We start from the raw sequence: 24531 nt of genomic DNA, 5'->3' as shown, positions 1-24531 counted from the left end.
AATATCTTTAAACCCTCTTATTAAGTAGATATTCCTCGAATGTAATCTTCCCCATTTTTCGGATAGGATTAGTATTTTTCCCGTCAGAGAAAGATTTGTACAGTTTTCCTGGTAAAGAAATGTTTAAAACTTTATTTGGTTCATGATTTATATTGATTTTCAGTTCAGCCATTTCTCTTAAAGTCATAATATCTGGACCAGCAAAATCTTCCGCTCTTCCTTGTGGATCTTTTTCCACTAATCCAATTAGATGATTGGCAAATTCACTAACATCCACACTTTGAAAGGGAATGTTTCCTGGGACAATATATCTTTTAAATAGAGGTTTCGATATAAAAATCTTTTCTACAAAATGGTGGAATTGGGTGGCACGGACGATGGTGTGAGGAATGGAACTATTTTTCAACAAATTTTCTGCTTTATATTTTTGTTGATAATAGTTAAATGGTATTTCATCGATCCCAACAATGGACGGGTAAAGAAAATGTTTTATGTGATGCAACTTCCCTATAAACTCCTTAAAACCTGAAACCTCGACGATCTTTGAATTTTTAATTGGACTAGTTGCGGCGTGAATGATAACATCTATATCTTTAATTGCTTCTTCTATGCCTTCTCCAGTTGATAAATCGCTATAAACCCACTCCAAATGTTCGATTCCTTCGGGTTTTCTTCTAGAAGTTAGTTTAACTTGATAATCAGAACCGTTTAGCTGCTTAAGCAAAGTGGAACCTAGTTGTCCTGACGAACCAGTGACCAGTACTTTCAAGATACAACACTCCCGTTTTATTGATTTCCTTCTATTTTATTATTCTGAGGCTGGGGTAATTATTCAACGAAACCACCTAGCGGAACAAGGAAAGCGACTGCACGTATTGAACAATCGCCCCCGTTATAGAAAGTCTATTACTCTTCATCTTTTATATACTAATTTCAATCTATTTAAAACTAGAAAGGAAAAGGTTTTCTTTCTCCCGCTAACTTCCCCATTCGTTGATTAAGACAATAAGGTTATTTTTATAGTAAAATACAATCATTACAAAAGGAGCCAATTCATATGAATATTTTAATTTTAGGTGCAACGGGACGAGTTGGAAGACATCTCGTGACTTATGCCCTTCATGACAGGCATCATGTTACGGTATTAGTTCGTACTCCAGAGAAGGTCCAAATAACTCATAAAAATTTAACCATTATGCAAGGGAATGTTTTAAATAAAGATCATATCATACGTGCCATGAGTGGGATTGAAGCTGTGATTAGTGCACTAAATACGGATGGCACAACCACTCTATCAGATAGTATGCCACTTATAATCGAAGCAATGGAAAACGAACGAATAAAACGAATCATAACGATCGGAACGGCGGGTATTCTTCAAAGTAGAACAATGCCAAACTCTCTGCGTTATCAATCAGGTGAATCAAGGCAGAGGTCAACCCGTGCTGCGAAAGAACATCATAAAGTATACGATATACTCAAACAATCAACCCTCGAATGGACGATTGTCTGTCCTACGTATTTGCCGGATGGAGAAAGGATCGGCAACTATCGAATAGAGCGAAATTTTTTGCCGGAGGATGGAGCTAAAATATCCGTACCGGATACAGCTGAATTTACATTTAAACAGATAATAGCAAGCGAGTATATAAAATCACGTGTAGGGATCTCCTATTAAAAATATTCTTACAGAAGGAACCATGAGGACGGTTCTGTATCGTCCCCCAAAAAGGCCTAAGAAAAATTATTCTGTTCAATTAAAGCTGGATGAATTAGCTTTATTCCGAAATGTAAATTTACAGCATAAAAAGAACTGGCTCTAATCAGGGATAATGATCCCTTTTTAGGGCCAGTTCTTTACTTTCGATTACATTCTTGATACGTAAATTCTTGACACCGTAAACCATTTGCAAATCTATTTTTGCTAGGATTCCTTCAAATGTTTAATCATCAAATCTTTAAATACCGCTGTCCCTCCCTCTGAGAAGAGAGTGATGCCCTGGTCCGTCGGTTTTGGGAAGATTAAATTGGAATGAACGACCTCTCCATCATCCACAAAAACTTCAACACTTGATCGATCCACAAGAATCTTTAAATGAACGTTCTTTTTACTAACGTCAAATGGAGCCTGGCTTTCCAAATACTGATGACTTTTATCAGGGTGACCTGTATCCGCTCGATTGACATAAGAATAGTATTGCTCTACAAAAATACCTACGTCCACGTGCCTGCTTTTGTCGGCTGATTCTCTCAGCCTGATCCCTACATTTTTTAGATTTGACCACGAAATATCTGTTTCAAGTTGATAGACATCACCTGTAAGGTTGATCGTTTTTGAGCCGTTTACTTTCATTTGCTTTATATACTCTTTTGCATTTACTAAATCATTGATCGCTTCTATTGGCTTGGAGGTTAAAGCGTATTCGTTGCTGCCCGTAGAGTTTAGTTCGATTTCTCGAACAATCGAATCCATCCCGTTGAAACCTTCTTTCATTGTCGGGGTGTTGTTGGCGTAATCCCATTTATTCATCCAAGCGAGTGCATAGCGCCTTTTAAATGGGGCGCTCTCTTTTCCATCTTCAAATGTGACCCCTCCGTACCAGTCAAAACCGAAATCTAACCATTTGGGTTCAAATTGATCAGGAGAAAATTCCAATCCGTTAAAACTTCCCGTCCAATAGGCATAGGTATTTGGCTTGCCAATTTCTTTTCCGTTTGCGCTAACGCCAAGCACCCATTTTAATGTTCCGTCATTTGCCCGCATCAAGTAAAAATCCGGGCATTCCAGGGTTCCGATCTTTTCCGTAAAGAAACTGCTGAGATAATGCCAGTTTTTTAAGTTGTCTGACTCATAAAACCCTATTTTTCCTCCTTCTGCTAGGACCATGATCCATTTTTGATGGCTGCTGTCCCAGCTAATTTTCGGATCTCTAAAATCCTTTGTACCCGGATTGGGCATAATCGGGATATCGCTATAAGAGGTAAACGTTTTTCCGTTATTTCTGCTGTACCAGAGAAATTGTTCCTGCTTTCCGCCATTGGCAGAAGGCTGTGTGACAATCGCAACAATCGCGCCGCGACCAAATCCCGCTGTATTTTCCCAATCGACAACAGCAGACCCTGACCACGGGTCTCCATTTTTGTTTTTATATTTAGGGATGGCAATCCCTTTGTCCGTCCAGTGCAATAAATCTTTAGACGTTGCTTGCCGCCATTCCGTCCCATTTCCAACAGGATAGTCTTTGTTGTAAAGGTAATAGTAATGATACTCCCCCCCAAAAAAGATCGGCCTCTGCGGATCATTTTTCCATTTGTCAGGAACAGAAAAGTGGTATTCAGGCCGGTATTCATTTCCTTTGGCAGGTGTTGGTAAACTGTATGGTTTACTAGTGGAATTTTCTTGATTTATCTTTCTTGCCTTGTTGTTTTGAGAAATAAGTAGTCCAGTAAAAATAGCTAGGATTAAACTATAAATTAATAAAGCTGCCTTTATTTTGTTCATTGATCATCACCACATAATAGAAAAAAAGAAAATGCCTGCTGATACAGTGACATTTTCTTTTTTATTAGTTAGTTTATTCGTTAATGGTTAATTGTCCTTGCTCAAGGATGCTGTTTGGTACAACAGATGTTTTAGAACCTTTAATGTTAAGCAAAAAGCTTGGCGCAAACGTAGAATGATGGTCTGTATAAAAACCTCTATTTGTCATATAGCTTGTTATTACTACATTATTACCTTCCTTTTGCGGTACAGCAAAGTGAGAGTAAGTCCATGTTAGATCCTTAGGATCAAGTCCCATTCGCAATACAAGTCCGCTTCCGTTTAACGGTTTATATGGACCATTGATGGAATCGGCTACATATCCTAACATGTATACATCATTCCCGCCTATTCCATCAATGGTCATTTTGGATCCTCGCGAATCTGTGAATAAATACCATTTATTGTTCATTTTAAAAATATTGGCACGTTCAATTTCATCTGTCACGGTGTTAGAAGCAATCAACGGATTCATGACTTTTTTCAGAGTATAATCATTATTTAATTCAATGATACCAAGGGCACCGTTCGCTAACTCCGCACTACTTTTCTTAGAACCTTGTACCAATTTAGCTTTTTCAGCTTGGAAGAAGACATTGCTTCCGCCATAGTAAGATTTATTGGATAGAGATTCCTCTCCTTGGTAACCATCCTCTGTCCCAGTATTAGCTTCAAAAACAAGGTACTTATGACCATTGTCTTCAACATAGTGAGGATCTCTTAAGGTATGATTATCCCACGTATTCGTATTAGGATCAGATGCTTCAAAACCTTGCAGAGCCGTTTGATATTTTTTGCCGTCTCCATCAAAGATCGATTTGAAATCTTCTACACCATCCACTTTCAGTGTAGCAGCATCTGGTTGAGATACATTAACTTGAGCGGTTGTTAAGGTTTGTTTACCGTAATGCCCCGATTCAGGTGCCCAGCTATCCCGATCCGTATAAAATAAGCGGACTTTTCCATCTGAGGTTAAAGTTGCAGAACCTGACCACTCTTCTGCTTGGTTTTTAAGAATTGGATCATTAGAAGCGAATTTATCACTATCCTTAAATACTCTTCCGGCATTTTTCCAGCTATCAACAGATGTATCGCCTATTTTTTGATAGAACATGTAAATAAACGTGTCCCATCCTCTTTTAGGGTCTCCTGCTAAAGCAAAAACGATGTGATAGCCATGATAATTCGCCGCTGTTCCATCCGCATTTTGAAGCGGCCAGCTATCCCATACATCTAAATCGATTAAATGACCAAACTGATCATAGCCCTTTGCTGTAGAAAGGTTTTTAATTTTGGAAGCATCAAATTGAGGCGCTTTAAATTGATCACTGTTTTGCTGTCCTGGAATCTTTAGCATGTCAGCGCGTGTGATATGGGAAAAACCATAGTCTTGTTTGTAATCCCCACTGGTCGTTTGCTGTGCAAAGATTTTCGGTCCGCCCGCTCCTACTAATATAGCGGTACTGAATGTTAATACAGCTGCTTTTTTAGTCAAACTTTTGAAATTCATTTTCTTCCTCCTTGAGTATGTATGAATGTGATAAGAAAGCTAGTAATTGTTTCTTATTAATGACTAGTATAGAGGAGGACGAATTGATTGGGGATGGCAGGGATTGATTAGAATTTCGTCTTAAATTGATATTGGGATGGAACCTCTTGCAAGTGTACTAAATAAAACAAAAAAAGCCCCCAAACGGAGGCAGAAAAAGTTTATTTCAAAGTGGACTTGGCTTTATCCCAGGATTTCTGGAATTCTTCTAGTAATTGGTCACGGGTAAGTTGTTTTCCTACGTACAGCTGCATGGCCAGTCCAAACTCTTCTCTTACACCAACCGGGAAGTCCGGCCAATTGGAATCTAGTATTTTCCCTGCTTGGTAGTAAGCGATGGTATCCTGAGCCAGCGGTCCTAAATGTTCCACTTTTATGTTTTTAAACGCTGGAATAAATTTAAACTCATTGGTCATAAACCTTTTTCCTTGCTCGGAGGAAACCATCCAGTTTAAGAATTTCTTGGCTTCTTTCTTCTTCACTGGTGTGGTTTGTTTGTTTACTACCCAATAGTTCGGTACACTGACGACTAAGGCGTCATTTTTTCTTTCATCATTAATGGCCAGGGGCAGAAATCCGATATTCATAGTTGGCGAGATCTGGTCAAGCATGGGCTGCACCCAGTTGCCTTGTTGAATCATGGCTGCTTTTCCTGTCGCAAATAAATTGACTTCCATATTGTAATCCGTTGAGAGCGGATTGGCATTCCCATATCTTAAGGTGACATCCAGCAGATGGATGGTATCTTTAAATCGTTGATTGTTCGTTATCTTTTCTGTTCCGTTATTAAGGGCTTTTATAAACATGGCTGGTTCTTCCTGCTGGGCAAAGGCAATATTCAACAAATGAACACCAAGTATCCACTCCTCGTAATAACCGTTTGCAAAAGGCGTTATGCCTGCTTTTTGCAATTGTTTGGCTGCGGCTGTTAATTGAGTCAACGTCCTAGGAACGGATTCAATCCCTGCCTTTTTAAATAAATTCTTATTATAAATGAAACCATAACCCTCCAGGTTTAGCGGCATTCCGTAAATTTTTTGATCGAATTTCATTGGCGACAGCGCCTTTGGATAGGCATTTTTAATCCACGGCTGATCGGAGAGATCCTCCAAATAGTTCTTCCACAGAAGGGCATTTTCGTATCCGGTATTGGTGAAAATATCGGGACCACTGCCGGCAGAAAACTGTGCCTTCAAATCGCTTAAGTCATCTGCGGCTCCGCCTACTGTGTGAATCTTGATGCTTACATTTGGATTTTCCTTTTCATAAACGCTTGCCATTCGTTCAAACTGCTTCGAAATTTCCACTTTTGGGTTCCGAATATCCAACGTAATCTTTTGCTTTGAGGTTTCTGCTTCTTCTGGCAGCGTTTCTTTCCTACTGGTAGATCCACAGGCTGAAAGAGACATACTCAAGATGACGATAAAAAACAGCTGTAATCGTAAAGTCCTTTTCATTCCTACCCCCCGCTTATGTATTGTAACTCAGAAGATGTAGCTTTGTTTCAGAAGCTTCCCGTTAGTTGCTTATTTAGTTGGTTTCGGTATTCAAAAGGGGTTAATCCAATGACTTTTTTGAATAGCTTTGAGAAGTATTTCTCATCTTGGTAACCGAGCATGAGAGAAATAGAAAGGATACTTTCATCGGATTCTCTTAACCTAGATTTCGCCTGTTCAATTCTTAGTTTCATCATGTATTTGGACAAGGTCATGCCCGTTTCTTGTTTAAATTTTCTAGAAATATGTTCACGGCTTAAGAAAAAACGGTTAGAGAGTTTTTCCAACGTTAGCTCTTCCATGTAATACGTATCTACATACTGAACAATGTTCCGCATGCGGCAGGCATGATCTAAATCGTTCAAACGGTGAATCGCTCTGAAATTTTGATCTTCTAACTCTTTTTGTAAAACATGATAGGATATAGGAAGACCCTCCATTGACTTCAATGATGCACCATTCACAAGGCGGACAGGAATATCAAACTGTTGGCTGATCCATTCTTCGACAGATAACCAGACTCCTCTTACGGTAATGACCAGACAAAGACTATGGTCGTTCTGAAGTTCAAAAGCATTTCCCCATTCCTGATGTGCCAACTCTTCAGATAACAGTTGAATATATGGGGCGGAATGATGCATTTGGTAAAAAGAAATGAGGGTAAGGTCATATTCGTCAGCTGTTGGCAGCGAGTAAGCAATTTCGGCAGGGTCAAAAAACTCCCCAATGCAAGCCTCTGTGACGATTTGATTGATACGGAGCCTTTTCATATCGTCATACACACCCGTTTCTTTGTATTGACGGTCTACTTCTTCATTTTCCCACGATTTTACCGCTTCTGCCAGGGTATGATTAAAGGGTTCGGCCTCGATTGGTTTTAACAAATAATCGAAACTGTTGTACTTAATGGCTTTTCGCATAAAGGAATAATCGTCATAGCCTGTAATGAAAATGACCTTACCGGGATAAGAAATACTGTCGAGCCACTCAATCATTTCGATCCCGGTCATGCCAGGCATTTTTACATCGGTAAAAATAATCTCTGGTTTTTCCTTCTGTATGATTCTTTTTGCTTCTTCCCCGTTTCTTGCTTCCAATAGGTCTGTGATACCATTTTTCTCCCACTGACCAAACTGGCTTATAACATAACGAACGTTATATTCATCATCTACAATGAGGGCCTTCATCTTCATTCTTCCTCCTTACAGCTAACTTTGAGATTACAATGTTTCGAGTTCATTACTGGTAAACTTTGATTCTACTGGAATCATTAATCGAACGATAAAACCTTTTCCTTGATTGGTATCTACTTCTAAACCAGCCTTTTTCCCATAATTTAAGACCAATCGATCATGAATATTTTTCAGACCAATATGCTCCATAGAAAACGATCCTTCATTCTGTTTCGTATAAATATTTTTTCGGAGGGTTTGCAATTCTTCAGATGTCATACTGGATCCATTATTTTCTACAACAAGGTACAGTATTTCTCCTTGTATTTTTCCATAGATGCTCAATTTTGCATGGTAGAAACCTTCTTCATAACAGTGTTTAAAGAAGTTTTCCACGAGCGGCTGAAGTGTCATACTTGGAATCGTTCTTTCAAGAATCGTTTTATTTAGTTGGATCGTATAGTCCAGTTCGTTCCCAAAACGCTCAACTTGTAGAGACAGGTAGGTTTTTATATAATCAACTTCCTCACGGACTAAGACCCATTGATTGGCCCGTATTGAGTAGCGCATCATTTTGGATAAGGAGGTGACCAATCCGTAGACCTTTGGAGAATGGGCTCTTAGTGCAACCGCACCAATGGTTTGTAAAGCATTAAATAAGAAATGTGGATTGACCTGGGACTTTAATGCCCTTAATTGATTGTTTCTATTTTCAATTTCTAGTTTGTACTCGCGGGCAATATGAAGATTGATCCGATTCATCATTTCCTTTATATGTTTTTCCAAGTGCCCAATTTCATCTTGTCCATTGTCATGAAAAGGAACATCCATATCCCCGGCTTCAATGCTCTGCACTTTTCTGCTGAGGATTTTAATGGGTCTCGTAATCATGTAAGAAATAATTCCGATCATGATGAGGCCCAATAATCCTACCCCTATCCCTACAAGGATGTTCGTATAGGCGGTCTGCCTGACATCGTGAAATAAGACTTGTTCGGGTGTGATCTTTACTAACTTCCATTGATGCAAAGGCCCTGTCAATGTTTTGGACAGGATAATCTCTCTGCCCGTTTTCACGCTTGATTGATGAAGAGACTTTAACAAGTGGGATGGAACCGGTTTTCCAATTAAATCTCGGTCACTTGCGTACATGACTCGGTTCTCAGAATCCACAAGTAAGACAGATTCCTCCTCATTCTGTACAAGACTGTTACATAGGCGGGCATAAGCATTTAAATCAGTATCAAGGGTAATCACACCCAGAAATTCGTTCGAAAGAATGTCCACTACTTTATGGTGAATGGTTAAAACTTCTGTGTTATCGGATTGAGGAACAATAGCCGCGTCATTATAATTCTCAATCGGATGAGGAGGCTCGATCAAATACTTTGAATGAGACTTATTAAGCTTTTTAATCGAGTCCTCCTTTACTAGCTCCGGCTGAGATTTTCGGGTACTGACCATGGCATTATAAACAGTAAATGATTCTTTGCTTTTATCAATATAAAAACGAATCTGCCGGATATCGCTCCGCGTGAGATAAAATGTTTCGATGCTGTTTTTCACAGCTATAGGGTTGAAATAGATAGAATCTTGAAATCCATCCTTAAAGATCCGGAACAAGTCTGGATTTCGGTATATCACATAGGGGAGGTCGACTAAATCAGCAAAGTATTCCTCTAGTTCATTTGACGCTTTCTCCATTTGATTGTGGCTGACTTCCAGCTCGTGCTGTTCGACCAACTTCTTGGTATAACCATAAATAAAGAAAACCATCAAAAAATATGGTAGGATAATAAAAATAAGAAGCATTAGAAATAAGCGGCTCTGGATGCTTTTCATGTGTGATGCTCCTTTTGCTGATGTAATTCTTTAATTGAATGGTAGAAAAAACCGATTACTCTTTTATTAAATCTAATTCTATTTACTAATGCCGTCAACACGGGATCCCTTGGATAAAAAGAAGACGGAGAATGTCCTGTATTCCTATTAGGACGGGGTATGATAACGTTTACGGCGAGAAATGTAAACGCTGCTAGAAGTAAGTAAAATGAAACTTAGGAACTAGTTGTTAAAGGGTTATTACAAAAGATAGGTAGATAAGATTAGTTTTTGAAACACAGGAGTTATTTCTAGAGTTTTTTATCCTTCTTCAGGAAGGATTATTTTGTTATAATTTGTAAAAAAGGAGGGAAGGTAATGGGATTTGGGTTTAGAAAGAGTTTCAAGATTGCCCCAGGGATTCGATTGAATGTTGGTTCGAAAAGTGTTGGTTTGAGTGCAGGTGTCAAAGGTCTACGCTATAGTGTCAATTCAAGAACCGGCAGCCGGGTTACAGCAAGCATTCCTAACACGGGGATTTACTATACCACTTCAGGCGGCAGAAAACGTAATACTCCAGCTTATAATCGGCAAAGAGAAATACAAGCAAGACAGAAAGAAATGGATCGATTAAATGCGTTGGAACAAGCTGCCTTAGAGGTTGATCTCTACGAGAATAAATTAGAAAGAATTCAATCCATCCATAAAGAAGCAGATGAACCGATTAATTGGATTAAGGTCAGAAGCGCGAACCCGCCCTATAATAAAAATCAAGGACAGATAGGCTTCCATGAACAGGCAGCATTAGATAAGGTACATAGTTATAAACCGAATCTGATCTCAAAACTATTCAAACAATCCGATAAGGAATTGGAAAAACTTAATAATGAAGTGATAGAAGCAAGACAAAAAGATGAAATGGAATATCGCTCCTGGGAAAGGGACGTTCGAATAGCCACTAAGGTGATAGAAGGAGATATTGATACCTACTTTGAAGTCATCCAAGAATTCAATCCATTAGATGACATACTTGAATTTGGAAGCGGCTTCGAGTTCTTTGCTGAAGATTCAAAGACGATAGAAATAGAATTTGATGTTCACAGTGATACAGTTGTACCTAAAGAACAGCTATCATTGACAAAAACCGGAAAAGTATCCACCAAACAGATGCCTAAAGGCAAATACTTTGATATCCAACAGGACTATGTCTGCAGCTGTGTATTAAGGGTTGCCCGGGATATGTTTGCGCTGCTGCCATTGGACACTGCTTATATCCATGCAACGGAGACCATGATGGATACCTCAACCGGCTATCATAGGAAGATCACAATCCTTTCTGTAAAAATAGAAAAAAAGACGTTAAACAAATTGAATTTTGATCATATTGATTGTTCGGACGCCATGCAAAATTTCAGTCATCAGATGAACTTTAAGAAGACAGCGGGTTTTAGTGAAGTCGAACGATTAACCATTGATTAATATTTCTTATACTTCGTTGATCTCCCCTTGCATATATGGGAATGTTTTATAGAGTTAAAATAAAAAGAAATTAAAAAAGACCAGTCATGCAACAACATGTCTGGTCGAGCAATAGACGGTTCCCACTATGGGGATCGGCTAATTTAGTGTGATCATCCACCCGAGCCGTTAAATCAAGGGTGGATTATTTTTGTTTTTTATGGCTTTTAAAAAAGGGAGTAACTAACTTATTGCTAGATAGATCCATTCTTTACTAGCTTACTATATTCCGAGTTTAGCAGCAGTTCCCTATAGATATCGTTGTATTTCTTCGCGGATTGCAGCCAACTATAATCCTGACTCATCGCATCTTTTACTAACCGACTCCAAATTTTGTTTTCCTGATAATATAAAATAGCCCTTCTAACGGTGTGCAGCATGTCATGAGCATTGAAATTTTTAAAAGTAAAACCGTTTCCATCACCTGTAAACTCATGATAGGGTAGAACCGTATCGTTCAAGCCTCCTGTTTCTCTAACAATGGGGATAGTACCATACTGTAAGGCAATCAACTGCCCTAATCCACATGGCTCAAATTGAGATGGCATTAAAAATAGATCAGCCCCTGCATAGATTTGATGCGCCAACGCTTCATTAAAACCGACATATACTCCTACTTTATCGGGATACTCTTGCTTCATTTGGTTAAAAAAGTGTTCATAATGAGTTTCACCTGAACCAAGGACGATGAATTGAAGATCCTCCTTCATCATTTCCCGAAATACATGGAGCACTAAATCTAACCCTTTTTGATTAGTTAAGCGTGTGACCATCGCAATAATGGGGGTGTTATATTTTTCTGGTAATCCGAAATAGCGCTGTAACTCTTGCTTGTTTTTTGCTTTCCCCTCTAATGAATCAATATCATAGGAAGCAGCAATTTCTCGGTCTATCCTAGGATTGTAAACCGTATCGTCGATCCCATTGACTATTCCGACAAGCTTATTTCTGTGCTTTCGCAAAAGGCCGTCAAGTCCTTCACCATAATAGGGATATTGAATTTCATCTTTATAGGTAGGACTGACGGTCGTCACCATATCGGAGGCAACAATGGCCCCTTTCATAAAGTTGATATTCCCATGAAACTCCAGCTGCTCGTTGGTAAAATATTGATGACTTAATCCTAACAGATCACTCATAATCGAATAAGGGAAAATCCCCTGGAACTGCAAATTGTGAATGGTAAATACGGTTTTCATATCCCAATAGAGCGGATTAAGACGATAGTGTGCGTCTAATAAAAAATTAACCATCCCTGTGTGCCAGTCATGGGAATGAATCACATCAGGAACAAAATCTAAATGAGGAATACTCTCTAGAACCGCCTTACAGAAAAAAGCGAATCGCTCCCCGTCATCGTAATGACCATATAGAGAATCTCGGTAAAAATAATATTGGTTATCAATAAAGTAATAGGTAATCCCGTCTTGCTCTAGTGTAAAAATACCGCAGTGCTGATTCCGCCAGCCCACCTGCACACGAATCTCTTTTTGAAATTGAAATGATTTTTTTAGCTTTTCAGGAATTAAGGAGTAATTCGGTAAAATAACTCGTACTTCTGTCCCAAGATCTTTTAACGCTTTAGGAAGTGCCCCCGCTATATCAGCCAGGCCACCTGTCTTCACAAACGGAACACACTCTGATACAGCAAATAGAACCTTCATGAATGAGCAACGCCCCTTTTCACGGTACCTTTTTCAACTACAAGAGGAGCTTCGGTTGTACCTGTCATTTGGATTCCATTTCCCACAATGGCATCCTTATCTAAAATAATTCCATCCAGTACACAATTTTCTTCAATTTGACATTTCTGCATGATAATCGAGTTACGGATAACCGTCCCTTTTCCGATTTTAACAGCACGGAATATAACGCTATTCTCTACTTCCCCTTCAATAATGCACCCGTTTGCGATAATGGAATTCCTAACCTTTGAACCCTTTCTATACTTTGTTGGCGGCTCATCTTTAACCTTTGTAAGAATGGGGTCGTGGTTTGTAAAAACCTGTTCCCATATGGTTGGCTGCAGGAGATCTAAGCTAGATTGATAATAGCTGTGAAGGCAATCAATGTTGGTAATATAACCTGTCCAATCATACCTATTGATTTGAAGTGTATGGCGTCTATCATGCACGACATCAAAAAGACTGTAATATTGCTGATCCTTGTATTGTTCAAACAAAGAAAGCAATAAATCCTTGCTCAAAATATAGGCTTGTAATGATTCGCCATGATGAACGACCTCTGTGATATCCGCTCTTGTTTCTAGATGACTATCTAAAATCTGACAAAAGTCAATCGGTCCGACGGTATGGCAATTGGCAACCACTACATACTGTTGCTTACTACGCTTGAAATACGTCATATTATTGGCAAAATGTGCAAAAGATCCAAATCTCTCAATCTCCGAATTGCCTTCAGGTGAAAACACAAACAGCCCATCACGTTTTCTGCCTAAGTCCCATTGCTTACCTGATTCCAAGTGATCCATCAGGGACCGAACCTCTTGTCCTGTAAAAATAGCTACATTTGTAATTCCTGAATTCACCATATTGGATAACATAAAATCAATCAATCGATAGCGTCCTGCAAACGGAAGAGAGGCTAACGTACGGTGAGCAGTTAAAGTTTGAAACGTGTCAAACTCAGTGGTTGCATTGATAATTCCCAGCATTGAACAAGACAAATGTATCACCCTTTCTTCTTTTTTTAGTTATCTCACGATTCTTCACCTGCAAACAGGATCACACCATCCTGCCTTGTGGGACGAATGACAGCATGATCTTCCACTTCCATCCCTGGGGCGATAATGGCTCTCTCTATTACGGCATTCTTACCAATTCGGGCATCAGGCATAATAACAGAATCGCGAATCTGACACCCTTCTTCTGCGGTTACTCCCTGGAATAAGACGGAATGATGGATGTTCCCTTCCACCTTACAGCCTTCATTAATCAATGACTCTTCTATTTCTGCTGACGGGGCAATATATTGGGGCGGCCGGTTTGGATTGGCAGAGTATATTCTCCATTCTCGATCATAAAGATCGAGTTCTGTCTCTTCATCTAATAAATCCATATTGGCTTCCCATAAGCTGCTCACTGTTCCGACGTCTTTCCAGTAGCCTTTGAATGGGTAGGCGACCACCTTTTTATTTTCTTCCAGCAAAAGTGGAATAATATCCTTGCCGAAATCATTAGTTGATTCAGGATTTTTATCATCCATTTCTAAAAAATTTTTTAAAACTGGCCATTTAAAGATGTAGATCCCCATGGAAGCTAAATTACTTTTGGGAGATTTCGGTTTTTCCTCGAACTCAATGACCTCTAACTCCTTATTTGTATTCATAATTCCAAACCGGCTTGCTTCTTCCCAAGGCACTTCAATGACAGAAATAGACACATCTGCATCCTTTTCAATATGGTAATCAAGCATTTTCGTATAATCCATTTTATAAATGTGGTCACCGGACAGAATGATCACGTATTCTGGATTGTATTGTGTTAAATAATTTAAATTCTGATAAATCGCGTTTGCCGTACCTCTATACCACCTAAGACCGGAAGTTTCCGAATAAGGAGGCAATACGGTTACCCCGCCATGCATTCGATCTAAATCCCACGCACTTCCGATTCCGATATAGGAATGCAAAACGAGGGGCAAGTACTGAGTTAATACGCCTACTGTATCAATTCCTGAGTTTGCACAGTTGCTTAAAGGAAAATCAATAATTCGATATTTCCCCCCATAGGCAACAGCCGGTTTTGCTTTATCCTTCGTCAGTAAACTAAGTCGGCTGCCCTGTCCACCTGCCAGTAACATGGCCACGCACTTTTTTTTCTGTTTCAATGCTTTTACTCCCCTTTCTTGTTTTAACAGTCATAAGATGTAGACTCCAATTGGCGGGATGGTGAGTTCTTGATGTCAGAGCCAGATAATAAAGAATTTGTATGCGTTTCCAATATTCATTATCTAACTCCCGCAATGCCTTAGTTCGTTGATATATCCATTTTTTAAAGTAATCATTCATTAAGCGGTCTATCTTATTATTGTGTAATACCCAATCTACATCTTCTAAATCCTTCCATCCCAAACTCTTAGCTAATAAACAACAGTTTTTTACCTGGGTGTGTCATTAAATACCTTTACAGTAAGCAAAGTTGAGCAAATTTAAGATAAGATGATCTTTTATTAACGTAGAAAAGACCCGGTAAATGATCTAATACCGAGTCCTTTATAGTTGACTTGAGAATATAAACTAACGATGATTTGTAAATGTCCCTTTCAACACACTTTTTAGAATTCTTGGGTGCATCAGGGTGGCAGTTGGGCGAAGAAGGTGCATGACCTTAATAAAAGAATTATAGATCGTTTTATTTTCCGATGATAAATGAAAAATCTTTTTCGCATACCATTGCTGAATAGATAGACCCGCAGGCCTTCTTCCTATTGTATCTGGATAACGAAAATCTTCTGTTAATACCATATTCCATATTGGTGAAATGATTTTCATTGCCTGTTGATGAAAGGTTTCAATCATTTTTTGATTTGTGAGCTGTTCTTTCGCAAGTAATTTTTTTAATGCTAACGCTTCTAGGACTGCAATACTCATCCCTTGACCAAAAAAAGGGTCGATTCGGCATATCGTATCCCCTATCGTCAAAAGACCGCTTGGGAACTTATTCACCTTATCAAATCTTCTCCAAGTGATTTTGGGTACTCGGAAGGTGGAAGTACTGGATAAAACAGTAGCATCCCTTAGTTCATGATAAATGTCCATTTTCGGCAATTTTTTAGCTATTTCTACAAAGCTGTCGTCATTTTTCAGTACTTCTTTTTCATTTATTTCGTTATGATATCCCATAAACGTGACTAAATAACGATTGCCCTCTACCTTTGAAATTCCTCCGCCGATTTTTTCAAAGGGAGGGTTTGGATACACAAGTTTAATAGACCAGTCCCTGTTTCCGTTATCAGGGAGTTGAATGGTTTTTGTAAAATAACTTAAGTCGATTTTAACTGTGTCTTCCGGAATATGTACTTCTCGTTTGTTTAGCCATCTTGAGGATAGACTGTTTACTCCGCTTGCATCTACAATCAGGTAAGCATTTATCGTTTTAATAGAGTCATCGCCATTACTTATTTGAACCCCAGTAATTCGATTTTCTTCTTCAGTATATAAAAAGTTTTGAACGTTTTGGCTATATTGAATGGTTACGTTTGGGATACTTTTTATATATTGTTCAATATGCCATTCCAGATGCGGGCGTGTTTGAAGAATGGTTGTATAGTCTCCTTCATAGCGAAGTTTCCAAACCCCATGATGAAACCATGCAATGTCTTGGGTGGAATTGATTTTAACAGCTCCACTTGCGTTAAACTTCTCTGTAATACCAGGAAACAGCTCTTCGAGACCATTCGCACCGGAAAATAGAAGTGCATGGATATGCTCACCTTGTGGTGCACCTTTTCTCGGAAAGGGCCCATTTGGTTTTGAATCACGTTCTAAAATAATGACCTTTTGGAAAAAATCAGACAGTACACGTGCTGTCAATTTTCCAGAAATTCCTCCGCCAATAATAACAGCCTTTTCGCCTCGTAACAAATCATTGCAACTCCCATCAAAATTAGGTATTTATAAAAATAGTATACAATTCGCATATGAGATATTGGAAGATATTTATAGGATCTGATATTGTGTGTCATAACGAACTGTTGTTTACAATTAAATAAAAATTAATAGTAGTTTCACCTTTGAGATTGCACATCCAATGAGATATAAAAAAGCTACAAACTTCTATTGTCAAGTGGAGTTTGTAGCCTTACTATTTATATTTCATAGATGGTAAGAATCGATGTGAACATAATTGCTTTAAATCTATTGAACTTATGACAACATCAATTGACTTATCTGGTTTAAATACGCTTCGTCTCCTGCCTTTTCTTTCAAATTGATTAATGCTTTTGCATCTTCACCGACAATATATCTAAGCTGGGATGAATCATCAGAAGCTGATTGAAAAATAATTTTTGCCACTTTTTCAGTTGAGATCATTTTTGAATTTCCCTCTCCCTTTAGAGATGTTAAATTCAAACAATCAATGTATTCTTTATAATCCGTTAGAGAAACATCAAAGTAATTGTCTGATGGTCTTCTGCCAAAATCAGAATCGACCGCACCCGGTTCAATCAATTTCACCTTAATATTTTGTGATTTTAACTCGAAATAAATAGCTTCGGAAAAACCTTCTACAGCAAATTTGGACGCATGATATAGAGACATACTTGGGAAAGTAATCTTTCCTCCCATAGAAGACATATTCATAATGGTACCGCCCTTATTTTTTCTGAAATGAGGCAGGATGGCTTTTGTCACGTTCATTACTCCAAATAAATTTACTTCAAATAATGATCGAATCCTCTCTTCCGATGCTGCTTCAAAGATTCCCCTGGATCCATTTCCGGCATTATTGAGCAGTACATCAATCTTTCCAAACTGTCTAATTCCTTGATCGATCGACTCGTGAATGGTATCTTTATTCTCAACATCAAGCCTTGTAACAAGAACATTTTTCAGTTCCGTTAATTCCTTTTCTTTCTCAGGTGATCGCATGGTTGCAACAACATTCCAGTTTCTTTCCGCAAAATATTTAGCCGTCGCTTTCCCGATCCCAGAAGAAGAACCGGTAATCATTATAGTTTTCATAAAAACTGCCCCCTAGTTGTTAATTTCGTTCATTTTACTGTCTAAAGATTTGGAGATCGTTATGATATAAGTTATAATAAAACTATATATTGAATAAAGTAAAAAAAGACCGGACATGCTGCTACATGTCCGGTCAGCAATAGACGGTTCCCTCAAAGGGGATCAGCTAAAGAGTAAATAATCCACCAGAGCCTCTAAACTCAAGGGTGGATTATTTTTTTGATCTAAATGACAGAATGGTTACGATTAAGCCCGCAAAACCAATCGCAAACATTAATGATTCAAAAACTGACATTCAGCATCACCCCCTTTCTGGTTGGGAGCGTGCAGACCACCCTTGAAAAATCCTATTCTATTGCCATTTAAGTATATCATTTATAACCATAAATAGGAACATACGTTTCTCTTTCAAAAATTTATATTTTAAAAGTAAATTTATTTTTCCAACCCTTTCTTATTCCTAAATCATTTAAAAGATCCTCTGTATACTCAGCTACCCCTGAATGGGATGCTCAAAGATTTTCCCTCTCTCTAGCCATCAAAAAAATAAGGGGCCAACTTTAGACCCTTTTCACCCGTATGATGGCATCTGTCATGATGCCGTTTGATTCCATTTCTATCTGGAAAACTTCCAAGAAGCCGTAAAGTAATAAAATCAATATTAACCACTCAGATTAATCTCATTAGTCACGGTTGCTTTTTAGTAGATATGGTTAGTTTAGTATAGATAATAAAAAACAAGGTTAATTCAGCTATTATCAAAATATTTGGTACGACAATAATCAAATTAATTATAAAAAAGACGGCTAAAATTCCTAAAAATAGCCCTAAATGATAAATTTTCAAGCGGTGGTGCACATATCTATATTGATGGAAAACAAAGGTCGTTGACAAGAAATAGAGCAATACAGTTCCAAAAACAAAAAATAAGATAAAGGAGTAATGGACCTCATGTAAAAACAATAGTCTGATAGATGCTGCAATCATGCTTAAAGACATTAGAATAATAAGATGACCATAAATAATGATTTGGCCGGATGTTTGTAAAGACTTGTCGAGTTTCTTCTCCATGTTATCGAAATATTGCCACCACATCGATATGATTAAGATAAATGAAATGATCGCAAAGCCTATTGAATCCCAATTTCCTTGTGTAGGCTTTATGACCGCAAGTGTACTAATAAGTGCTTCCCCAAAGAGAATAATGGTAAATAAACCAAAACGTTCTAATAAGTGAGCCGTATTTGTGGGAACCTTTTCTAAGCATTTTCGTCCAAGCACGGGGACAATGATATCAATAAAGATTCCCGTATACAACACAGCATACCGAACCCATGAATCAAACAAGACAGACAATAATGAAATAACGATTCCAATCCAGAAATACCTTCCCAAAAAGAGGGCTGCTAGTTTTCGAACTCCCGTTTCTATACGCTGGACAATAAGATATTGGATAGCAGTTACTGCTCTTAAGCCAATATACCCAATTAAAAAAGAAAGGTAATAAGGATCAAAATCAACTGATAAACTTGATGTCATAATTAGTACAAAAAACATTTGCAGAATTAAAAAGATACGTTGATGAAATAAATCTTTTCCAAACCGGTTAATAAATATGGTCTGCCCTACCCAAGCCCACCAGATAGGAATAAAAATTAATACAAACTTCACTAAATATTCTGCATGGATATGACCATCTTCAACATGAAGTAAAACATGAGTCGCAGCCGCAACCGCCGCCACAAATAACAAATCATAAAAGAGTTCTAACCACGTCACTTTCTTTTCTTCCATTTCTGCACTTCCTCCATTCCTTTATAGTTACTAGTATGAAAGAAATATATGGTAATTGAAAGAAAAAATAAAATGAACATGGACTATTTTCCATAGCTTGCAAAACACGAGCCGAGTAATAGGAAAACCAAAGAGAAATCCTTACATCCCAGATTCTTTGTAATAAACTCTTCATTGAATTAAAGAATCTGAAAATTAGGCATAATGTCCCTTCTTCTATTTTGGAACATTATGGTAATATGAAAAAGATTTTAAACGAGGAGGGAATGTATGACCAAGACCATCGGCCTTATTTGTGGTAGTTTACGAAAAAATTCTTATAATCGAATCATTGCTCAATCATTAACAGAAATGAATGATTCCCATCAATTTCGTTGGATCGAGATTAATGAGTTGCCTTTGTTCAACGAAGACCTAGAAATAAGTGTACCAGAAACAGTGACATCATTTAAATCTGCTATTCAGGACGTTGATGGTATCATTATTGTAAGTCCAGAGTACAATTCTGGGATTCCAGGCGTATTAAAGAATGCATTGGACTGGGCATCAAGACCTCAAAAATCCGCTGTTCTTAGCAGAAAACCGGTTGGTTTAATTGGTGCAACTCCTGGGGGATTAGGTACGGCCTTTGCTCAATTGCAAATCAAACAAGTACTAGAGGCGATGCAGGTTCATGTTCTTCCATTTCAAAAAGTGTTGATTTCCCACGTACATAAAAAGATTGATTTTGATCAGAAACTCCTTACAGACGAACCAACAAAACGTTATCTTCAACAATATTTAGAGCATTTTATTCATTGGATCGATCACACTCCAGCTCTAGATTAATTGAAAAAGTCTAAGCATTTTCAATTAATCATTTTTATTAAAATACTACTAACCCATTTTGATTTTTTAGAATACGAATTCCAGTAATCCTTTCAATTACATTGGAACAAACGAGGAAGTTAAACATCCATTTTCCAATCTAAGAAACTTCTTCGATTACTTATATTTCATTAAAGGGAGGATAATAAAATATCTGATTTCTATTATCGTCTTAATAAAGATGATGCTGCCGTTCTTTTAGTTGATCATCAAACCGGCCTTATCTCCGGTCTTGTGCGTGACTATGGTGTGGATGAATTCAAGAACAATGTGATGGCTCTTGCTAACACTGCTAAGTTTTTTGATTTACCCGTTATTTTAACAACAAGCTTTGAAAACGGGCCTAACGGGCCAATCATGCAAGAATTAGTTGAAATTTTTCCTCATGCGCCCAAGATCGCTCGTCCTGGACAAATTAACGCATGGGATAATGAAGATTTTGTCAAAGCAATCGAAAAAACTGGAAAGAAACAACTGATCATTGCGGGCGTAGTAACAGATGTTTGCGTTGCATTTCCTGCCCTTTCCGCTGTAAACGCTGGTTATGAAGTATTTGTAGCTACAGATGCTTCTGGTACATTCAGTAAACAAGTAGCGGATGCGGCATTAACACGTATGGCACATGGTGTGGTGCAGCTTTTGAATTGGTTCAGCATAGCGTGCGAATTACAACGTGATTGGCGCAATGATGTTGAAGGTTTTGGCGCTTTAATTTCAAGCCATCTTCCTGGTTATCAAAATCTTATTGGAAGCTATAGGGGAGCACAGAGAGATTAAATGCTTGTAGAAATACACAGATAAATCGTGAACAAATAAGAATTATAGCTTTAGAAATACTTGTAGATTCAAAACAATTTTCTAATTACTAAATGTGCTAAATTCACCATGAACTGCTATTCTAATTAGACTGCTTGCTGAAATCCACTCTTGTAAATTTCTAAATTAAAATTTTTAAGAAAACTGCCGGTAAACTCGATTTTCTTCGTATCTGTCGTCAGTCTGAGCCATCAGTATGATGGCTTTTATTTTTAATTAGAGGGGCTTTTTCATAGTATTCTTTTTTATACTCCGCCTCCTCCTCTTTACTTATTAATCTGGTTGTTTCTTCTATTGGCCCACCTTGAATCTCCCAAATTACAATCTTTTACAATCAGGATTTTTAGAGTTGTGTCCCTCATTCTATATTTCCAAATTACTAATCTTTTTAGGATTATAAACTTCTAACCACTTTTCAGTCTCGCTTATCAACCAATTTCCCGCTTTATCCAATATATCTATTATTTCATTAGCATTTCCTACAGGATTAATGGCACATGTAAGTGCTTGTTTCATCATAGATTCCTTATCTGGATAATATCGGGAAAATATCTTATAAGCTGGATACAAATCTCTTGTATATCGATTTTCTTCTTCTATCACTAGTGCTAGTCCTGCCCTAACGATAATTTTCATAATCCAGCTGCAACAATCCAAAATATCCTCCATATCCATATTACCATCAAGGTCTTTCTTTGCTTGCTCAACTTGATTCTTTAGATTTACAAGGTGGTGGTTACCAAGTGCTCTATCCGCCCTATAATTAGGTAAATAAACCTTTAAATCTTCCCCAAGTACGCACACACTATGAGTCTTAATCATAAACGGTATGATTGAAAAAGTAGTGGTTTCTAAAATTTCTTCAATGTGAAAGAAACTGAATTCCACTCCATTTATACATTTGAATTTTTCATTTAAATCTCGTTCAGTCTTGTCTACCCACTTCAAATCTAACTCAATCGTATTCTTATTTGTAATAGCTATTGTATCTAAGTCTGAAACGCCCTTTATGCCCAAACCACGAGGAACTGAGCCCCTGATATATATGCTATGTAAGTCCGCTCCTAAATTTTTTTGATACTTTTCTATAACTATTTTAATTACCTCAAAAAACTCCGGTTGAATCTTATTTATACTTGTATCATTTAATATATATCCATTTGTATCCGTCGGACAAAGACGTCCCATATTTTTTATAATTGTCAACATAACTCCCCCTTTTTATCTATAATAAACCTTTGCCTATGCCTTCTGGTTTAATCCCTCTGATTTTTCGGTTCGCAAGTCTAAACTCTATTTATTACATAAAATGTACTAACAAGAGGGGGCTCGATTAGGTTAGAAGCAGGAGTTCAGTACCTATAGATATGGAAAAATACGAAAAATCTTTTAATGAATTCTATGAAAATATAACACCTTTAACCTCTTTCACCATATGAGCATTTTAACATAAGCAAAGAACATACCTTTGCCTACGGTGACAGTTTGAACGATTTGGAAATGCTCGAGTTTGTACAGCATGGCATTGCGATGGGAAATGCTTATGAAGCGGTTAAGAAAGTAGCTGATGATATAACCGATTCTCATGATGAAAATGGCATCTATAATAGTTTTAAAAAGTATGGGTTGATATAAAAAATATATGGGGGTAAATAATTACAATTTCATCCCCCCTTTCCTTTGGGCTGTTTCCCTTAACGAAAAAAATTATTTTACTTTAAAAATGGAAATCTGTAATCCCTGTATAAGGTGTTCCCTTTCTTTATTCTTCTAATGAAAAATGGCATCGAGTCTACGTTGAGAGTAAACACTGCCAAAATTAAGGCTCTTGCTGCTATCAATCGTGCAGAATCTCTTTTTACCATGCTTTTTCAAAGAATCGTTTGAACGTCATTTTCAAGTTACTATTTGAAAGACTCAGTTAATCTCCCTTCTTTCAATGTTTTGGAAAGCTGTCGGGGGTGAACCATCTTCGAGTCGCTGGCGAATCAATATAGCACACTCCTCGGAAGTGAGCACAGATGTATCGACCTCCAAGTCATAGATACCAGGTACGTGGACGAGCTGCTGCCATAAACGGACGGGCTTTGGTACATTTCCTTCAGTGGTGTATCCAACATACCCAGTTTTAAGCCGTCGTTCCATGACAATTTCAATTGGACAACGGACGCCAACAAACAAAACTGGAAGTCCATTTAGTATCCGAGCACAAGTTGGTAGAATTTCCAACGGGACAGAATACCCCTCATGGTGACCAACATCTACTACAACGTTTAACCCTAATCTACTATAAATTGCAATCGTCTCATACATAGCACGGTACATAATAGGAACAAGAGGTTCGAGGTCAGGGCGTTCACCGCCAGGCCGCAAACCGATCCCAGGCTGATATTTTTCAGGGGTCATCATCATGAATCGATCGACCCCTACGTTCATCCACACCCCATCGAACGTATTCTGAATGACTGTAGCAATGCTGGATTTCCCAGATCTTGGAGTTCCGTTAAGAATGATAATCTTTCCAGGTTGATCAACTTTTAACATTCCAGTTCTCTCCTTGAAATTTCAATATTCCATTCTGGATATACTATACTTTAATGGACTCAAGTAATCTGTTTTCTAATGTATGAATTAGCTAAAAATTTACTAAACTTTCTTTTGTATCAAGAGAAAATTTAGTTATCTAAAACATTCATCACCCAATTTTTAATATTCAGTGCAACTTCTTCCACATTACTATTTGATTCGACGATAGGCATAGGTGGAGAGTATGCTTTTTCCGCATTTTCCAGCAGCCATTTTGCAAAAATTTTGTGTTCCTCAATAAGTTCCTCTGACCAACCTCTTTTAGATAACCGTTTTTTACGGATAGCATCATCACAATGAAGGTTTAGATAATAAATATGACTAAAATCTTGATAAGTATCGCATTTTTCGACATCCCAAGGCATAATCGTTCCACAAAGAATGGTCATTCGATGGCTTTTAGCGATATTACTTGCAACTTTTAACCAGACATTTTTAAGTTTTTGCCAATCACCAACCTCTTCCGCTATGTCATCTATATCAAACACATCAAAATGATTCAACATTTCTCGAAGGTATGGAACCACTGTACTTTTGCCCGTCCCACTCGCACCAGTAATAATAAATAAAGGTAATTTATGATTTTCCAACAAATTGGACAACTCCTTAAACTATTTATTTTATGCTTATCCGTCCAATAGCGATAAACCTTCTCTAACTCCGAA

General features: G+C 37.8%; 20 protein-coding genes. 5 read left to right on the top strand and 15 right to left on the bottom strand.

Annotation, left to right across the window (positions count from 1 at the left end):
* Window positions 1-7: 7 nt before the first annotated feature.
* The gene (locus L1999_RS14395; RefSeq protein WP_235744173.1) at window positions 8-769 is read right to left on the bottom strand and encodes an SDR family oxidoreductase; all 762 of its coding nucleotides are present in this window, start codon (window positions 767-769) and stop codon (window positions 8-10) included.
* Between the two features lie 288 nt (window positions 770-1057).
* On the opposite strand from L1999_RS14395, the gene L1999_RS14390 reads away from it, so the two are divergent.
* Window positions 1058-1678, top strand: coding sequence for an NAD(P)-dependent oxidoreductase (locus L1999_RS14390; RefSeq protein ID WP_235744172.1), 621 nt, complete (start codon window positions 1058-1060; stop codon window positions 1676-1678).
* Between the two features lie 246 nt (window positions 1679-1924).
* Here L1999_RS14390 and L1999_RS14385 read toward each other — a convergent pair whose 3' ends face one another.
* The 5 genes from L1999_RS14385 to L1999_RS14365 all read right to left on the bottom strand — a co-directional run bounded on the left by L1999_RS14385 (window position 1925) and on the right by L1999_RS14365 (window position 9600).
* A complete protein-coding gene (locus L1999_RS14385) occupies window positions 1925-3502 on the bottom strand; it encodes a glycoside hydrolase family 32 protein (protein WP_275677658.1) in 1578 nt (525 codons plus the stop codon).
* A 73-nt stretch (window positions 3503-3575) separates the two neighbouring features.
* A complete protein-coding gene (locus L1999_RS14380) occupies window positions 3576-5051 on the bottom strand; it encodes a glycoside hydrolase family 68 protein (RefSeq protein ID WP_235744171.1) in 1476 nt (491 codons plus the stop codon).
* A gap of 200 nt (window positions 5052-5251) precedes the next feature.
* The gene (locus tag L1999_RS14375) at window positions 5252-6547 is read right to left on the bottom strand and encodes an ABC transporter substrate-binding protein (RefSeq protein ID WP_235744170.1); all 1296 of its coding nucleotides are present in this window, start codon (window positions 6545-6547) and stop codon (window positions 5252-5254) included.
* Window positions 6548-6594: 47 nt separating this feature from the next.
* Window positions 6595-7779 carry a response regulator transcription factor gene (locus L1999_RS14370; RefSeq protein ID WP_235744169.1) on the bottom strand — a complete coding sequence of 395 codons (1185 nt, stop codon included), beginning with the start codon at window positions 7777-7779 and terminating at the stop codon, window positions 6595-6597.
* Window positions 7780-7806: 27 nt separating this feature from the next.
* Window positions 7807-9600, bottom strand: a complete 1794-nt coding sequence (locus L1999_RS14365) for a cache domain-containing sensor histidine kinase (protein ID WP_235744168.1) — start codon at window positions 9598-9600, stop codon at window positions 7807-7809.
* A gap of 357 nt (window positions 9601-9957) precedes the next feature.
* Here L1999_RS14365 and L1999_RS14360 point away from each other — a divergent pair, with 357 nt between their 5' ends.
* Entirely contained in the window at window positions 9958-11058 is a 1101-nt protein-coding gene (locus tag L1999_RS14360; RefSeq protein WP_235744167.1) for a DUF4236 domain-containing protein, read from the top strand.
* Between the two features lie 233 nt (window positions 11059-11291).
* On the opposite strand, the gene glgA is transcribed toward L1999_RS14360, so the two are convergent.
* The 6 genes from glgA to L1999_RS14325 all read right to left on the bottom strand — a co-directional run bounded on the left by glgA (window position 11292) and on the right by L1999_RS14325 (window position 19597).
* Complete coding sequence (gene glgA / locus L1999_RS14355; protein WP_235744166.1) at window positions 11292-12761, bottom strand: glycogen synthase GlgA; 1470 nt, start codon at window positions 12759-12761, stop codon at window positions 11292-11294.
* Window positions 12758-13783 (bottom strand): GlgC family sugar phosphate nucleotidyltransferase, encoded by a 1026-nt coding sequence (locus L1999_RS14350; protein ID WP_235744165.1) that lies wholly within the window; start codon window positions 13781-13783, stop codon window positions 12758-12760. The genes glgA and L1999_RS14350 overlap by 4 nt, the downstream gene beginning before the upstream one ends.
* Window positions 13784-13815: 32 nt before the next feature.
* A complete protein-coding gene (locus tag L1999_RS14345; RefSeq protein WP_430540036.1) occupies window positions 13816-14919 on the bottom strand; it encodes a glucose-1-phosphate adenylyltransferase in 1104 nt (367 codons plus the stop codon).
* Between the two features lie 436 nt (window positions 14920-15355).
* Window positions 15356-16702 carry an FAD-dependent oxidoreductase gene (locus L1999_RS14335; RefSeq protein ID WP_235744163.1) on the bottom strand — a complete coding sequence of 449 codons (1347 nt, stop codon included), beginning with the start codon at window positions 16700-16702 and terminating at the stop codon, window positions 15356-15358.
* Between the two features lie 282 nt (window positions 16703-16984).
* Window positions 16985-17803, bottom strand: a complete 819-nt coding sequence (locus L1999_RS14330; RefSeq protein ID WP_235744162.1) for an SDR family oxidoreductase — start codon at window positions 17801-17803, stop codon at window positions 16985-16987.
* 687 nt (window positions 17804-18490) lie between these two features.
* Window positions 18491-19597: a low temperature requirement protein A gene (locus L1999_RS14325; protein WP_235744161.1), complete on the bottom strand. Its 1107-nt coding sequence runs from the start codon at window positions 19595-19597 to the stop codon at window positions 18491-18493.
* 270 nt (window positions 19598-19867) lie between these two features.
* Here L1999_RS14325 and L1999_RS14320 point away from each other — a divergent pair, with 270 nt between their 5' ends.
* Complete coding sequence (locus L1999_RS14320; protein WP_235744160.1) at window positions 19868-20425, top strand: NADPH-dependent FMN reductase; 558 nt, start codon at window positions 19868-19870, stop codon at window positions 20423-20425.
* 189 nt (window positions 20426-20614) lie between these two features.
* Entirely contained in the window at window positions 20615-21241 is a 627-nt protein-coding gene (gene ycaC, locus L1999_RS14315; RefSeq protein WP_235744350.1) for an isochorismate family cysteine hydrolase YcaC, read from the top strand.
* Window positions 21242-21643: 402 nt separating this feature from the next.
* On the opposite strand, the gene L1999_RS14310 is transcribed toward ycaC, so the two are convergent.
* On the bottom strand, window positions 21644-22489 hold the full coding sequence (locus L1999_RS14310) for a nucleotidyltransferase (RefSeq protein ID WP_345790897.1): 846 nt from the start codon (window positions 22487-22489) through the stop codon (window positions 21644-21646).
* A 240-nt stretch (window positions 22490-22729) separates the two neighbouring features.
* On the opposite strand from L1999_RS14310, the gene L1999_RS14305 reads away from it, so the two are divergent.
* Window positions 22730-22915, top strand: a complete 186-nt coding sequence (locus tag L1999_RS14305; protein WP_275677698.1) for an HAD family hydrolase — start codon at window positions 22730-22732, stop codon at window positions 22913-22915.
* A gap of 282 nt (window positions 22916-23197) precedes the next feature.
* Here the strand turns inward: L1999_RS14305 and L1999_RS14300 are convergent, their stop codons facing one another.
* Both L1999_RS14300 and L1999_RS14295 read right to left on the bottom strand, forming a co-directional pair.
* Window positions 23198-23824, bottom strand: a complete 627-nt coding sequence (locus tag L1999_RS14300) for a chloramphenicol phosphotransferase CPT family protein (RefSeq protein ID WP_235744158.1) — start codon at window positions 23822-23824, stop codon at window positions 23198-23200.
* A 131-nt stretch (window positions 23825-23955) separates the two neighbouring features.
* On the bottom strand, window positions 23956-24459 hold the full coding sequence (locus L1999_RS14295; RefSeq protein WP_235744157.1) for an AAA family ATPase: 504 nt from the start codon (window positions 24457-24459) through the stop codon (window positions 23956-23958).
* Between the last annotated feature and the right edge of the window lie 72 nt (window positions 24460-24531).

It is taken from the genome of Neobacillus drentensis (assembly GCF_021560175.1).
GTDB classification, from domain to species: Bacteria; Bacillota; Bacilli; order Bacillales; family Cytobacillaceae; genus Neobacillus; species Neobacillus drentensis_A.
The sequence above is the reverse complement of the archived record's forward strand: the minus strand, read 5'-3'. Positions and strand labels throughout refer to the sequence as shown.

What these genes read in the sequence shown, in the direction of transcription:
- L1999_RS14390 (WP_235744172.1), top strand. Translation starts at nt 1,058, where the DNA reads ATGAATATTTTAATTTTAGGTGCAACGGGACGAGTTGGAAGACATCTC.
- L1999_RS14385 (WP_275677658.1), bottom strand. Translation starts at nt 3,502, where the DNA reads ATGAACAAAATAAAGGCAGCTTTATTAATTTATAGTTTAATCCTAGCT.
- L1999_RS14380 (WP_235744171.1), bottom strand. Translation starts at nt 5,051, where the DNA reads ATGAATTTCAAAAGTTTGACTAAAAAAGCAGCTGTATTAACATTCAGT.
- L1999_RS14375 (WP_235744170.1), bottom strand. Translation starts at nt 6,547, where the DNA reads ATGAAAAGGACTTTACGATTACAGCTGTTTTTTATCGTCATCTTGAGT.
- L1999_RS14370 (WP_235744169.1), bottom strand. Translation starts at nt 7,779, where the DNA reads ATGAAGATGAAGGCCCTCATTGTAGATGATGAATATAACGTTCGTTAT.
- L1999_RS14365 (WP_235744168.1), bottom strand. Translation starts at nt 9,600, where the DNA reads ATGAAAAGCATCCAGAGCCGCTTATTTCTAATGCTTCTTATTTTTATT.
- L1999_RS14360 (WP_235744167.1), top strand. Translation starts at nt 9,958, where the DNA reads ATGGGATTTGGGTTTAGAAAGAGTTTCAAGATTGCCCCAGGGATTCGA.
- glgA (WP_235744166.1), bottom strand. Translation starts at nt 12,761, where the DNA reads ATGAAGGTTCTATTTGCTGTATCAGAGTGTGTTCCGTTTGTGAAGACA.
- L1999_RS14345 (WP_430540036.1), bottom strand. Translation starts at nt 14,919, where the DNA reads ATGTTACTGGCAGGTGGACAGGGCAGCCGACTTAGTTTACTGACGAAG.
- L1999_RS14330 (WP_235744162.1), bottom strand. Translation starts at nt 17,803, where the DNA reads ATGAAAACTATAATGATTACCGGTTCTTCTTCTGGGATCGGGAAAGCG.
- L1999_RS14325 (WP_235744161.1), bottom strand. Translation starts at nt 19,597, where the DNA reads ATGGAAGAAAAGAAAGTGACGTGGTTAGAACTCTTTTATGATTTGTTA.
- L1999_RS14320 (WP_235744160.1), top strand. Translation starts at nt 19,868, where the DNA reads ATGACCAAGACCATCGGCCTTATTTGTGGTAGTTTACGAAAAAATTCT.
- L1999_RS14310 (WP_345790897.1), bottom strand. Translation starts at nt 22,489, where the DNA reads ATGTTGACAATTATAAAAAATATGGGACGTCTTTGTCCGACGGATACA.
- L1999_RS14300 (WP_235744158.1), bottom strand. Translation starts at nt 23,824, where the DNA reads ATGTTAAAAGTTGATCAACCTGGAAAGATTATCATTCTTAACGGAACT.